Below are 14,026 nucleotides of genomic sequence, written 5' to 3'. Positions count from 1 at the left end.
ATCGATAGCTATGATTGTCTTAAGATATACTTTTTTTGTAAATGACCACCATAATAAGTGGGGAAATGAAGGAACAAAAATTTCTAGTCCCAATGATGTTACTGTTTATTGCTGTCTACAAGCTAAAAAACAGATGGTTTAGACGCCCTATAATGGACCTCTCTAATGCCATCTGTTTTTATTGTGAGATATTTTTAATTAAATTTCATAAATAACGAAGTCCTAAAAAAGATGAACCATTTCTAGTAGTCATTTGTTTATAAAGTAGAACAGTCAGAAAGGAGTGACTCAAATTGACAGAACGTGAATTATTTGATTCATACAATAAGGATGTATACCGTACCTGTTATTACATGCTAAGAAATGCACAAGATGCGGAAGATCTCTGCCATGATGTATTTGTCACCGTGTTCCGTCAGGATTGGAAAAGCATTGAGCATACACGTGCTTGGATTATGCGCATTGCGATGAACCAATGCTTAAACTTGTTAAAAAGAAAGCAAGCTCAAATGAAAAAACAAGGTCAGGTTCAACTTCTACATGAGCAGAATACGGCATTGGTTAAGTCTGTAGACACTATTGTAATGGAGAAGGTAACTGGGGAGGAATGGGAGGAATTGCTCAAGCAGCTGCCAGAAAAGCTTATGGCCGTTGTCACCCTTCGTTTTATCGGGGAATTGTCGTTAGTAGAAATCGCAGAAACGTTAAAAATTCCTGTAGGTACAGTGAAGTCGAGGTTGCATAAAGCATTAAAAATAATGCGCAAAAAATTGGAACAAAATCAAAATCTATGGTTGAAGGGAGAGAATCAATTTGGAACGCACTGAACAGAAGCTGAAAAAAGGGATGAAGGCAGATCATAATATGGTGTATCCTAATTTTGAACAAATGTGGAGCTCTATTGAACAAGATGAGTTAAAGATTACTGAAGGTGAAACGATTGAACAACGCCCCCGCAGAAGAAAGAAATTCGCTTTGGTGGCTGGACTAGCTGTCGCGCTAATGGCCACGCCAGTTTATGCGGCCCTGAATTATGATTGGTCAAACATTCTTTCATATAGAGCTGGTATTCAATCGGCATTAGCGCAAGGCTTAGGCCAGACGATTGAGCAATCTATTACGAAGGACGGTTTTACATTAACGGTACACACGGCGTTTATAGATGATAATAGAACCTTCCTGTTATATAGTTTGAAACCTGAAGCATCTTGGGATGGGGAGGAAATAGGCTTTGAATTTACCGGACTTAAAGATGCGAAGGGTAACTTTATTGAAGGGAATTATACACATTATTGGAATGAAGAGCTTGGTGTCTTCCAGGGATATTTTGAAACAGATTGGGTTGTAGAAGGCCAGATGGCAGATGTGGAGTTTACAATGGAGAATATGCAGTTCATCAGCAATGAGAAACATTTTATCAGCTATAATCCAAATGACTTGACTACGCAAGTGTTCCCATATCAAAAGGGTGGGATTGGCACCGTGACTATCCAATCTTTTGAACAAGATGAGGGTAAAGTATTGCTTAAATCAGCAGTTACGCTTACAGATTCAAAAGTACGGAATACAGGGATATTTATTGAGGCGATTAATGATAGAAAAAATTCTATTGAAAATGAGAAAAGATCTTTCTTGGGAAATCAAGGACCAAAAGGAGAATATTATAGTCAGCAACTATTCGAGTCTGATGCCTTACACCAAGAAGGTACTAAATTCCAAATTTCTTATAATCGAGTACTAGAAACAAAAGAGAGTGATTGGAGTATAAAACTAAATCTAAATAAAAAACAATTGGAAAATGCGTCATTTAAGCAAGTACTAGATATCCCAATTGACAATGTGCCTGGTGGAACTAAAATCCATGAAATGACGGTTACACCGACCCAAGTTCGATTGATTCTTACTCAAGAAAAATACGAGACTTTTCCATATAGGGATTATCAACTGGATGTGGGCGGAACTTTACTGACTGGGTATATGTCGGGTAAAGGTGGAAATCCTAATGAAACAGAGCTTCGCTTTGAAATGAATGGACTAAATGCAGCTTCTTTGGAAAATCAATCTGTAACTTTCGTTGCTAAGCACCGTGTTGAAGGTTTATACGGAGACGACAATTCAACCCGTTTAACGAACATATCAGCAAAGCCTCAAAGTGTAACATCTAATATTGCAGGGTATCCGATCTCATGGACTTATTACATGAAGGACAATAACCTTTATGTGGAATCATTAAGCTCTGATCCAGGATTTGCTGGAGTCAATCAAACATATTATTTAGAAGGCAAAGAAGAGATTTATGGAACGCCTGAATTTATGGGTATGCTTGAAAATAATAAAAGAATGGATGTTTATGAGAATTTTAACAAGAAGGAGCTTGAAATTCTCGTTTATAATTATCTAATTAACAAGCCAAATGATGAGTTACGTATGCCACTTATATCTGGAAAATAATAAACACAAAAGATAAATAAATCATCCCATCTATTGTATTCTTCAATTTTCAAATAGATGGGGTTTTTGTTTTTCTCGTAACAATTAAAACATTGCTTTACATACTAAAGAAGTCTATAGTATAGTTTAGTTAACTTAAATAAATTATTTTATAGGAGAATGGTTCCATGAACCCTAACGAAAAAGCACATAAGCCCTTTGCTTATAAACTTGGAGTAGGCATTATTATTTTTTCTCTGTCACTATGGCTAATCCCAGTCATTATACCATTTACACCTATTCCTACGAAAGTAAAAGCAGGTATTATTCCAGGCAGCATTATTGTAGCTGAAATCTTATTTTGGTTGGGCGCTTTACTTGTCGGGAAAGAAGTAGCTAACAAATTTAAAAGCTATCTTAATCCTAAAAAATGGCGTGAAAAAGGTGATACTCAAAAAAATGAAGACTAACAATGTAGCAGAGCTAATTAATCATACAATTGAAGATATTTGGATTGTTCTTGAGAAAATGGAAAGAGACTATACTAAGTTCAATTTAAATAATCAGCAAGCGGTCCTTTTGGCATTAGTGATTCGCCATCCTTCCATTTCACCATCAGAAATAGCTGAAAAAATGACGATTACCAAAAGTGCCGTGAGCCAGCAGATAGCAAAGCTTGAAAAGGATGGCTATATTATAAAAAGGCAGCATGTCGATGATAAGCGTGGCTATTCGATTGAATTAGGTGAGAAAGGTTTGCTGTATAAACAGGAAGGTGAAGCGTTTAATCAAGAAATCACTAAAAAATATCAAGCACATCTATCGGATGAGGAATTGGTGAATGTGCTAGAGGTACTAGAAAAATTAAAAAATGTACTTTTATAAAATTTTCGAAATAATTTGACATTTATTTCGTTTTGTCTTATAGTATCCCTTAACATAAAAGGGGGAATACATATGACAATGAACTTTGTCCAAACGTACACAACAAAACATCATCATAGTCAGTAGTCTTGCTATCTTTATTAATTAATTAATATTGAATAGGAAGACTATTTCTCATGTAATCGTATAAATAAAGCTGATTGAGAGCTTTATCGTATACGGTTTTTTTATTTGTCAAAAAATGAGGAGGCAAAAGTGATGAAAAAAAGGGATTACCAAAATGTACGTGGCACACAAGATTATTTACCTGAGCAGGAGGTTACTCGTCGTGCTATTCGGCGCACTTTAGAAGACACGTTTATGGCTTATGGCTGTAAGCCGATAGAGACACCAATTCTTAATTATACGGAGTTGATGGCTTCTAAATATGCTGGTGGTGCTGTAATTTTACAGGAAATGTATACACTAAGGGATAGAGGTGAGCGTGATTTAGCGTTACGCTATGACTTAACAATTCCATTTGCAAAGGTAGTAGCGATGAATCCCTCTATTACTATGCCATTTAAACGTTATGAAATTGGTAAAGTGTTTCGAGATGGGCCCATTAAGGCGGGACGTTTTCGTGAATTTACACAATGTGATGTAGATATTGTTGGGGTGACGTCACAAGCTGCTGAAGCGGAACTAATGATAATGGCGATAGATGCATTTGCTAAGCTTAATCTCCAGATTAACATCCAATATAATAATCGTAAGCTTTTAGTTGGTTTACTACAATTATTTGAAGTAGAGCAGCAACAAATGAATCAGGTTATTTTAATTTTAGATAAAATCGAGAAAATAGACCAACAAACAATGCTATCTGAATTGAGGAAATTGGGAATTTCTGAAAACAGTATGACTAAAATAAAGCAATTTCTAGAGGCGCGACCTCAAATAAATATGGCCTATTTTAATGAGTTCGCTAATCAAAACATCATTTTGCAGCAAGGTATACAGGAATTAGTGGAGCTAACAGCTTATTTAAATGTACTTGGATTAAATGAGAAATGTACGTTCAATCCATTTTTAGCACGAGGGCTTGAAATTTATACAGGAACAATTTATGAAATCTTCTTAGCAGATGGAACCATTCGTTCGAGTATTGGGAGTGGGGGACGTTATGATCAGGCGATTGGTGGCCTTTTGGGGTCTGAGGAGCAATTGTATGCCACTGTGGGAATTTCTTTTGGATTAGACGTCATTTATACAGCCTTGGAGGTTATAGGGAGAATCGAGCAAAACGCTCCGATTGTGGATATTTATATTATTCCCCTTGGAACAGAAAAGTCGGCGCTGAAGTTGGCAGCAACATTGCGGCAACATGAATATAAGGTAGAAGTTGAGCTTAGTGGGAAAAAAGTAAAAAAAGCAATGGAGAAAGCGAATCGGGAAAATACACCAAAGGTTATAGTCCTAGGAGAAGATGAGGTCACGCAAAATATATATAAAATAAAAAATATGCAAAGTGGTAAGGAAGAATTAATTGCATTTAAATTTTAAATTGAAAAGGCATGTAGTCATTCATTTGGCTATATGCTTTTATTTTTATTCCACAAAAAAGAAAATTTTACTTGCATATTTGTATCGATGTGTATATATTGTATATAAAGTATATATACAATATTTCAAAAGAGGTATTTGCAATGCAAATTATTATTTCGAACAGTTCTAAAGAGCCTATTTATGAGCAGATATATGCACAGATTAAAAAGCTAATTTTAACAGGGCAATTACAAGAGGGGCAGCCATTACCTTCCATGCGCCAACTTGCCAAAGATTTAGAGATTAGTGTCATTACAACGAAAAGGGCATATGAAGAGCTTGAAAAAAATGGATTTATTTATTCTATTGTTGGGAAAGGATCATTTATCTCTGAACAAAATTCAGAAATGATGAAGGAAAGAAAAATGAAGGCCATTGAGGAAAAACTGTTGGTGGCGATTCAAAATGCGAAGGAAATGGATATTAATTTAGCAGAGTTAAAGGCTATGCTTACTTTATTGTATACGGAGGATGATTAAATGGAAAATGTTATTGAATTACAGCATATACAAAAGTCCTTTAATGGTTTTCAAATAAAGGATTTTTCAATCCATGTTAAAAAAGGGTTTGTTACAGGGTTTATTGGAGGAAATGGTGCAGGAAAATCAACGACCATTAAAATGATTATGAATTTATTGCATCAGGATAGTGGGACTATTTCTATTTTCGGTAAAAGTTATAATAAACATGAAAAGGAAATTAAAGAACGTATCGGTTTTGTTTATGATGAGAATATCTTTTATGAAAATATCACACTCAAGGATATGAAAAGGATTATTAAACCTGCCTATAGAAGATGGGATGACAAGGCATTTCAGCATTATGTGGAACAGTTTGAGCTGCCCTTGAACAAAAATATGAAGACCTTTTCGAAAGGGATGAAGATGAAAGCATCCTTAGCCATCGCGTTAGCACATCACGCTGAATTAATCATCATGGATGAACCAACGTCGGGGCTCGACCCTATTTTTCGCAGAGAATTACTCAATATTTTACATGAGTTAATGCAAGATGGAGACAAAACTATATTTTTCTCCACACATATTACGACAGATTTAGATCGCATCGCAGATTATATAACGTTTATTCATAATGGCGAGCATATTTTCACAAAGGAGTTCTATAAAATTCAAGAGGAATACGCTATTGTTAAAGGAACCTTGGATTTATTAGATCGTGAAACGGAGCAGGAATTCGTCGCCCTTCGTAAAACAAACAGAGGCTTTGAAGCATTAACAGCCAATAAACATCGAGCAGCTACTATATTTGGCGATACAGTGGTGGTTGAAAAGCCTACGCTTGAAGACATTATGTATTATACAAAGAAAGGGTGGTAAGGATATGTTGAACCTTATTTTAAAAGATATTTTAATTCAAAAAAACATCCTAATATTCTACATAGCAACTATTATTCTTTATTTAATAGTCAATGTTCCGTCGGTATATATAGTATTTATATATAGTATCGTATTTGTTTTAAGTGCTTTTTCGAATGATGAAAAAGATAATGCAAATATTTTACTTAATTCATTACCGTATACAAGAAAAGAAATTGTTAGTTCAAAATATATTGGAGCTTTAATTTTTACAGGGTTCTTTATGTTCCTTACGTATTTGTTCGACTTTCTTTTAAATGGGAATCAGGTAGCTGTATTATGGAAGGAAATAGTACTGATTATGGGCCTCGTTATGATTGTCATTTCGTTTATTTTACCGATGTCCTATAAATTCAAAACAAAGTATTTAACTATTGCTATCATGGGATTATTTGGAGTTTATATGGTAATCATCAATTATTTTGTCCCTAACTTAAATAAACAAATAAGAACCGTTGTACAAAATTTCATGACTGTACAGGAACTACAACTATACCTTATTATCTCATTACTAATCGTTGTACTCTATATAGGCTCATGGATGCTCTCAGTAAGGATTTATAAGCGCAAGGCGTTTTAAAAGAAAACGGCCGGTCCCATATAAGGTGGGACTCGAGCCGTTTTTGTCATTTGAAAGCTAACTTCCATACTAGCATGTTGATGAAAAAAAGCACTATGAAATAAATAGTAGGCCCGAATGCCATTTGACTGGCAATAAAATAGTGTAGACCTGCCAAAATAGCTATAGGGATAAACAATAAAAAAGTTTTCCAGCCTTGAGCATCCCCAACCTCATCATATGGTTTGGTAAAAGGTATTTTATTGCTCATCGTTACGAAACAAAACAGTGTATATATCCAGCTTGTCACTAAAACTACTAGTAGGTCTGGGATAATTCGAATACCGTATATATAGCTAAAGACCAAACTTAGGACTAAAAATAATGGGACATACAATTTGATTAAAAATGCCTTTAAACTGCCTTTTTGTAAATTTGTATAATCTTTTAATGGAAGTATTTTGTAAATCCACGCCGCTTTAAATTTAGCCGAATGACCAAGTAAAAGTACAGCAGCTGGAATAATCATCATACTAAAATAAATATTTAAGTAGCTCATACTAGTAGCGTAATCAATTTTTTCGGATCCGCTAAAGGTAAATATAAAAATAAATGGGATAATAAATGAAAAACCTAAAGAAGGGTAAACTTTGAGCTTAAACTCGCGTTCTTGCTTCATCATAAGTGAGGCGAAACGAAAAAATGCTCTTTCTTCATGTGTTCTACATAGCAGCGTTAATAAAAGTACCTTCAGTCGATTGTTCTTCTCTTTTTTTGATTTACTTGTACTTAATAGTTTTTGAAGGTTACGTTCAAAGGTTGGGATGAGTTTAATATATAATCCAATCGAAAGTATCGGTATGATTACAGCAAAGATGCTGTATAGTACTGTTAATAACGAAGTATCGCCATTTAGTAATAAGTTAAAGGGTGCAGCGAACCACATCGGTATTAGGAAGAGACTCCACCAATGAAATGATACCGTCATATCCAAATTAACGAATTCAAAGGAGCGGATCAAAACCTGATAGCCAATCATGAGCATTAACGACAAGGCAATTTGTACATAGTTGATCATATCCTTCAGCTTTTCACCATCGAAGAAGCGTAAAATGGCAATATATAAAATGGCAGTGATCGCTACAATAAATAAATTAATCAATATAATCTCTAGAACGGTTAAAAGGAAAAATACAATTCCTTGCGTAAAAAGGCTGACGAGTAAAGGGATGCCTGTTAAGGCAATTGTTAAATAGAATAAGTAAATGAAAATATGCATAAATTTTGCTGCGTTAATGGTTCTAGCGGAAATCGGCTTAGTTGATAGTATGCTTTTGTCTCGTACATCTAAGAGTACTGAGGAAAAGTCAGAAATCAATGAAGTCATAATTAAAAAAATGATCATAGCAAACGCAATACTCATTTGAAATAAAAAGTTTTGACCAAATCCCATGAGTGGGATTAGTATAAGGCCGAATAAAACATAAATCCATAGCGATTTAATATAGCCATATTTTTGATTGTCCTTCTTTTTGTTCTGATTAAATAGTGTGGGTACTTTACGTTCATCCATTGTTAATTTGATATGAAGGATTTTTCTCATTAGGTCATAATCAATACCCATTTTTACAAAGAGCCAGCGGAATAAATCAAGCAATTGGAGTGTTTTAAAATCTGTCATGATTGTACTCCTCGAACGATGGATACAAATTTCTCACCAATTTCCTGATGCTCATGAAATCCTGTTAATTGATTAAAGATCCTTTCTAGCGTTCCTTCAGTGTTACCAGCTTGTAATTGGGCAAAGGTTCCGTCCGCTGCTATGTTGCCGTCATATAGCAGGATGATGCGACTACTGATCTTTTCAACGACATCCATAATATGAGATGAGTAAAATATTGTTTTTCCATTGGCTGCGAGCTGCGTTAAAATCTCTTTAAAAATCATTACACTGTTTGCATCTAAGCCATTGATCGGTTCATCTAAGAATAATAGGTCTGGATTATGTATAAGACTAGCAATGATTAATAGTTTTTGTCGCATGCCCTTCGAATACGAGGAAATTCTAGAATGGTACGCCTCTCCCACTCCAAACAACTCCATGAGCGATTTCGATTTGTCAGCTGCCTCCTCTAGCTCTAGCCCATATAACTGACCGATAAAGGTTAAATATTCATAACCTGTTAAGTTGTCATAAACATCAGCGATTTCTGGAACGTAACCAATTCTACGCTTATAGTCTATTTGATCTTGCCCAATGCTTTCACCAAAGAGCTTAATCTCACCACCATAATCACCTTCAAGCCCCAAAATAATTTTAACAGTCGTGCTTTTACCAGCACCATTTGGACCAATATATCCGATAATTTCTCCTCTAGTTGCATGGAGGTTTATTCCTTTTAATATTTCCTTGTTTCCATAACTTTTCGTTAAATTTGTAATCGTTAAAATGTCTTCCATTTCAGTGCACCTCCATAATTATAGAAAAAATATCCATTAATACACTATAACATATAAAAAGAAAATATATCCCTTTTGGTAAAATGAAACCAGTTCAATTCCATATGGTTGGGGAGGGGTTATTAAATTAAGAAATTATATATTATAACACCAATTTTTATTCTTTTGCTGTCACAAAACGGTAGTGAATTTAGTTATACAGATAGAGAGGAGGGAAGCTTGTGACTATATCAAATAAAACAGAGGAAACGTTACTAATAAAAAAGGTAGTTAAACAAGTTCAGGCAGGGGATACTCATGCCTACACAGAAATCATACGGTGCTTCCAAAAACAAATCTATCTTTACTGTTACTACCTATTAGGAAACAAAGAAGAAGCTGAGGATGCCTCACAGGATGTTTTTATAAAAGGTTTAGAGAATATTCGCCAATTCTCTTACTCAGTGTCATTTTCAGCGTGGCTCTATAAAATTGCTCATCATCATTGTATCGACCTACTGAAGAAGAAAAATAAGGGCTTTAGATTTTGGACAGGGTTTAAAAAGGAGCAAATGGTCGAGCAGGCATATGAATCCTATCATTACGAGGATTCAATTCATCAGTTATTAGAGAAATTAAATGTGGATGAAAAAAGAATTTTATTACTTCGATCTATTGAAGAGTATAGCTTTGATGAAATTGGCTCTATCATGGATTTGAAACCAGCTACTGTACGCAAAAAATATGAACGATTACGAAAAAAATTGTTGAAAGAAAAAAAGCAAGGGAGGGGATATTATGAGCGTTCAATCAAAACTGAAGGATGATGAATTGAACAAGCTAAAGAAGTACATCCGAGAAACACCCGTAGAAATTGATTTAGTTGACCGTGTTATGTATAAATATGACCATGATTCTAAAAAATTGATTACTCATAAAAAGAAGCCTCATAAAGTGTTGATAGTGAAGGCTATGGCTACCGTAATCGTATGCTTGCTACTAATCACGCCCTTCATTTCACCTACAATGGCAGCAACTATAAAACAAGTTCCTGTATTATCCTCTATTTTCAGTCTAGCTGGTGATCTTGGTCTGAAAACGGCTGATGAAAAGGGGCTTTCAACGAAACCTAATGCAAGTGTCAGTCACGATGGATTTACATTAAGTGTATCGGAGGTGGCATATGATGGTACACGTGTCTCGATTGGGGTAGAGCGACCTCGAACAGCTAGTGAAACGGAGACATTAATGGAGCGCCTCGGCAATATTGAATTGTTTATTAATGGAGCACCTATCGATGATTTTGCTCCTAGTGAGTCAAATCGTATTGGGATCTTTCTACACCCAGGAAAAGATAAGGATTCTACAATAATTGAGTTTTCGGATAAGAGCAATCAGGGAGGACGACCTTTCCCGGAGCAATTCGATTTAACAGTATATGCTACTATTACGGGCGTACAGGCTCCTTTAAAGATTGATATTCCTGTGAAAAATAAAATTGCAGACTATGTGACTTTACAGCCAAATGTAAATCGACATTATAATAATATTCATTTTACAGTTGAACAGATCAAGATTACCCCTATTACAACCAATATAACGACGAGAACCATATTGACAGACAACTCCACTTTTATTGAGCCATGGTTAACAATGGGGATAGATATTTTTGATAAGCAAGGGCGTAAACTTGCACTAATTAATGGGAATGGTTGGCATGAGACCAATGGAAGTGAAAAAATTATGGATCATCGCTTTACTCCTTTTGAATCTGTACCAGCATCCATAACGATCAAGCCTTATATCCATCTTTTTAAGGAGCATCCAAAAGGAAGCTTTCAAATGGATGAGAATAATGAACCGATAATTCAATATATTCCTGAGCTAGAAGTGACAATACCAGTAAAGTAATAAAAAATTATAAGTGAGAAGCAATGGTTTTATATTGGTTATTTTGAAACTGGCTGAGTATATATCCGCTCCTATATAATGAAGCTTTAATAAGAATAAATCGAGGTGTGGAATGCTAATTAAATCCAATGAAGATTTGCTTATTTTACTAGATCAGTTACTACGGGAGCCCCAACATTTTTGGAATAATTTTTATGATGATACATTTCGAAAGATTCCTTTCTTTGTTAATAAGCCTGATGAAAATCTAGTACACTATTTTGAAAAGGAAATGATTTTTCCGAGTAAAGTTTTAGAATTAGGATGTGGTGCAGGGCGTAATGCTATCTATTTAGCTAAAAAGGGATGTTCAGTGGTTGGAGTAGATCTATCAGAAAATGCACTGGAATGGGCAAAAAAGAGAATATCTGAAGAAGATGTGAATGTAGAATTAGTATGTGCTAATATTTTTGATTTAGATTTTCAACTGGAAAGCTTTGATTTTATTTATGATTCGGGATGCTTTCATCATATAGCACCACATCGTCGTGTTACTTATATAGAGATCATTAATAGGTTATTAAAGCAGGATGGATACTTTGCTTTATGTTCATTTGAGGAGAATGGTACATACGGAGGCTCTGCCCAGACAGATGAGGAAGTATATTTAAAGCGCAGTTTAGAGGGTGGGCTTGGTTATACCAAAAGTCAACTACAGGAAATTTTTAATTTTTTGGAAGAAATTGAAATACGTAAAATGTTACCAATGTCTACAGTAGATCCGCATTTTGGATTAGAAGGTTTTATAGTAGGGTTATTCAAAAAAAATGATATTAAAAAGCCATTCTGAAAAAAACTAGAGAATGGCTTCTTCTATTATAGTGAACTATTTAGAGAGCTCGACGACAGAATCATAAAAAATAGTAGTGGCTATAATGATATCCTCATCGGAGCTGTATTCTAAGGGATTGTGGCTAATGCCGTCTTTTGAGCGGACAAACAACATTCCGATTGGAGCGATTTCAGCAATATTCATGGGATCGTGTCCTGCACCACTTATAAGAGAATAGGGACGTATGCCTTGCTTTTCAATACTTATGGCAAGTTGTTGCTGTAGCTTCTCATCCGCTTTTGCAGGTTTAATGCGCTGTAATATTTTCGAAGCCATTGTAACATTTCTTCGGTCTGCAATTTGTTGTAGTTGCTGCAAAATCGTAGTCTCTAGTGATCTCACTTTTTGTTCGTCTATATCTCGTAGATCAATTGAGAAAGTAACTTTGCCTGGAATCACATTTGTTCCATTCGGGGACACAGTAAGCTTGCCGACCGTTGCAACCGCATCTGTAGTGTCATTTAATAGCCGTTCAATCGCTAAAATCATCTCGCTTGCCGCAGTTAGAGCATCCTGCCGAATGGGCATAGGTGTTGCACCAGCATGTTCACTGACGCCAGTGACAGTAATTTCTAACCATACAGGAGCGGCTATACCTGTTACAACACCTACAGGTAAACCTTCATTTTCTAGCACCTTGCCTTGCTCAATATGCATTTCTAAATAAGCTTTAATGTCATTTCGTTGAGCATTAACTAATAGTTACGGATTGTTCTTTCTTGTAACCGAGACGTTAGCAGAGACATGAAGTAGGCAGTAATGAAAAAGGTCAAACCCTTGTCATTACTGATTTTTTTGATTGAATCACTTTTTATTTTGCATACAGAATTTTATACATTGTTGATTTGACAGCGTTTTTCAATTCAACTGCTAGCTGCATCATGTATAAATATTGCATAAAACTAAAAACAAATCCTCCTACCAAAAGTAACTCCATCAGATTTTGCTATTTATATTCCCAGCTTTTATTTTTTGTCTTTCTAATTCGACTTTCTCCAATTCCACTTCTAGTTCCCTATGCTTAATCAAATACTCTTTTTTTATTTGATAAACCTTAATGAAGCTTAAAATCACAATAATAAAAGCAAATATCAACATTAACAATTGCATATTCGAGAAATACAAACAATACACCTCACTTTCTATATTATATATTCTACATTCTTTTGGTTATTATGTATAATTAAGTGAATAATGCATTTAATTATACATAAATGTATTATTTTACAAAAAACACAAAAGGAGAATTAGGATGAAAAAGTTTAACGTTTTTATTTGCGGTTTGATACTAGCATTGATTGTATCTACAGTTTCACCAAGTTTTGTACATGCCAATGAAATAGCAAGTAAAGAAAGTGCTTTAGCCGAATCAGTATTATATAACTTTGATACAAAAAAATTAGAGTTTGATGAAGAGGCTGCTAAAGAAGAATATAATTTCACAGATGAAGAATTAAATTATTATGAATCTTCCATAGAATCACTAACTCCTGAAGAAGTTAATAACAAACTTTTAACATTAGGTATAGACATGGAAAATTATGATGGCAACATAATTTATAAAGAAGATGAAAATGGTGAAGTTCAAGGATTTGCCGTTATAGCGTGGCTTGCGGGGATTGGTTTTGTTTCATTTGTTGGATATTTTTTCTGGGATCGATATCTTACACATAAAGAAAAAATGAATTATATGAATAAATGCTTCGCTCAGGGCGGAAACCCAATAATTGACTCAAGAGATAAATCTGGTTTAAAAGGACAAACTAGTGCAGCAGAAGCTGAAAGAATTGGTGGATATAATTTTGCATGTGAAAAGCCATAAATCGAAATAACACCATATGAATAAGATATACGGAAAAGACCAAGGCTGTTATTTAAATCAGCCTTGGTCTTAAATTTATATTAAATGTAAAGAAAGAACATAAGGAAAAGGTGATAGGTGTTTTTTCTCAGAGCTCGTTGAGGGAAAGA

At 34.8% G+C, this 14,026-nt stretch carries 15 protein-coding genes; 12 read left to right on the top strand and 3 right to left on the bottom strand.

Annotated elements, in window-relative coordinates:
• Nucleotides 1–293 precede the first annotated feature (293 nt).
• The 8 genes from MKY88_RS22735 (at nucleotide 294) to MKY88_RS22700 (ending at nucleotide 6,855) form a co-directional block, all read left to right on the top strand.
• Nucleotides 294–827, top strand: a complete 534-nt coding sequence (locus MKY88_RS22735; protein WP_340814751.1) for an RNA polymerase sigma factor — start codon at nucleotides 294–296, stop codon at nucleotides 825–827.
• Complete coding sequence (locus MKY88_RS22730; protein ID WP_328205067.1) at nucleotides 814–2,451, top strand: DUF4179 domain-containing protein; 1,638 nt, start codon at nucleotides 814–816, stop codon at nucleotides 2,449–2,451. Before MKY88_RS22735 ends, MKY88_RS22730 begins: the two co-directional genes overlap by 14 nt.
• Nucleotides 2,452–2,618: 167 nt before the next feature.
• Nucleotides 2,619–2,900: a transporter suffix domain-containing protein gene (locus tag MKY88_RS22725; RefSeq protein WP_340814750.1), complete on the top strand. Its 282-nt coding sequence runs from the start codon at nucleotides 2,619–2,621 to the stop codon at nucleotides 2,898–2,900.
• The gene (locus MKY88_RS22720; protein ID WP_069483015.1) at nucleotides 2,890–3,315 is read left to right on the top strand and encodes a MarR family winged helix-turn-helix transcriptional regulator; all 426 of its coding nucleotides are present in this window, start codon (nucleotides 2,890–2,892) and stop codon (nucleotides 3,313–3,315) included. Before MKY88_RS22725 ends, MKY88_RS22720 begins: the two co-directional genes overlap by 11 nt.
• A gap of 258 nt (nucleotides 3,316–3,573) precedes the next feature.
• Nucleotides 3,574–4,857 (top strand): histidine--tRNA ligase, encoded by a 1,284-nt coding sequence (locus MKY88_RS22715; RefSeq protein WP_340814749.1) that lies wholly within the window; start codon nucleotides 3,574–3,576, stop codon nucleotides 4,855–4,857.
• A gap of 143 nt (nucleotides 4,858–5,000) precedes the next feature.
• A complete protein-coding gene (locus tag MKY88_RS22710; protein WP_340814748.1) occupies nucleotides 5,001–5,378 on the top strand; it encodes a GntR family transcriptional regulator in 378 nt (125 codons plus the stop codon).
• Entirely contained in the window at nucleotides 5,379–6,236 is an 858-nt protein-coding gene (locus MKY88_RS22705; protein WP_328205055.1) for an ABC transporter ATP-binding protein, read from the top strand. It begins immediately after the preceding gene.
• Nucleotides 6,237–6,240: 4 nt separating this feature from the next.
• The gene (locus tag MKY88_RS22700; RefSeq protein ID WP_328205053.1) at nucleotides 6,241–6,855 is read left to right on the top strand and encodes an ABC-2 transporter permease; all 615 of its coding nucleotides are present in this window, start codon (nucleotides 6,241–6,243) and stop codon (nucleotides 6,853–6,855) included.
• Between the two features lie 46 nt (nucleotides 6,856–6,901).
• On the opposite strand, the gene MKY88_RS22695 is transcribed toward MKY88_RS22700, so the two are convergent.
• Nucleotides 6,902–8,515 carry a hypothetical protein gene (locus MKY88_RS22695; RefSeq protein WP_328205051.1) on the bottom strand — a complete coding sequence of 538 codons (1,614 nt, stop codon included), beginning with the start codon at nucleotides 8,513–8,515 and terminating at the stop codon, nucleotides 6,902–6,904.
• Complete coding sequence (locus tag MKY88_RS22690; RefSeq protein ID WP_008175483.1) at nucleotides 8,512–9,294, bottom strand: ABC transporter ATP-binding protein; 783 nt, start codon at nucleotides 9,292–9,294, stop codon at nucleotides 8,512–8,514. The genes MKY88_RS22695 and MKY88_RS22690 overlap by 4 nt, the downstream gene beginning before the upstream one ends.
• A 221-nt stretch (nucleotides 9,295–9,515) precedes the next feature.
• On the opposite strand from MKY88_RS22690, the gene MKY88_RS22685 reads away from it, so the two are divergent.
• From MKY88_RS22685 to MKY88_RS22675, 3 genes are all read left to right on the top strand, one after another.
• Nucleotides 9,516–10,100, top strand: coding sequence for an RNA polymerase sigma factor (locus MKY88_RS22685; RefSeq protein ID WP_069483009.1), 585 nt, complete (start codon nucleotides 9,516–9,518; stop codon nucleotides 10,098–10,100).
• The gene (locus MKY88_RS22680) at nucleotides 10,072–11,184 is read left to right on the top strand and encodes a DUF4179 domain-containing protein (RefSeq protein WP_340814747.1); all 1,113 of its coding nucleotides are present in this window, start codon (nucleotides 10,072–10,074) and stop codon (nucleotides 11,182–11,184) included. Before MKY88_RS22685 ends, MKY88_RS22680 begins: the two co-directional genes overlap by 29 nt.
• Nucleotides 11,185–11,296: 112 nt before the next feature.
• Nucleotides 11,297–12,013, top strand: coding sequence for a class I SAM-dependent methyltransferase (locus MKY88_RS22675; protein ID WP_328205049.1), 717 nt, complete (start codon nucleotides 11,297–11,299; stop codon nucleotides 12,011–12,013).
• Between the two features lie 36 nt (nucleotides 12,014–12,049).
• On the opposite strand, the gene MKY88_RS22670 is transcribed toward MKY88_RS22675, so the two are convergent.
• Complete coding sequence (locus MKY88_RS22670; RefSeq protein ID WP_328205073.1) at nucleotides 12,050–12,730, bottom strand: hydantoinase/carbamoylase family amidase; 681 nt, start codon at nucleotides 12,728–12,730, stop codon at nucleotides 12,050–12,052.
• A 577-nt stretch (nucleotides 12,731–13,307) separates the two neighbouring features.
• Here MKY88_RS22670 and MKY88_RS22665 point away from each other — a divergent pair.
• The gene (locus MKY88_RS22665; protein WP_069483006.1) at nucleotides 13,308–13,877 is read left to right on the top strand and encodes a hypothetical protein; all 570 of its coding nucleotides are present in this window, start codon (nucleotides 13,308–13,310) and stop codon (nucleotides 13,875–13,877) included.
• Nucleotides 13,878–14,026 lie beyond the last annotated feature (149 nt).

The sequence above is a fragment of the Lysinibacillus sp. FSL R7-0073 genome (genome assembly GCF_038009065.1).
GTDB lineage: Bacteria > Bacillota > Bacilli > Bacillales_A > Planococcaceae > Lysinibacillus > Lysinibacillus fusiformis.
Note: the sequence above shows the minus strand (reverse complement) of the source record. Positions and strands in the feature narration are given on the sequence as shown.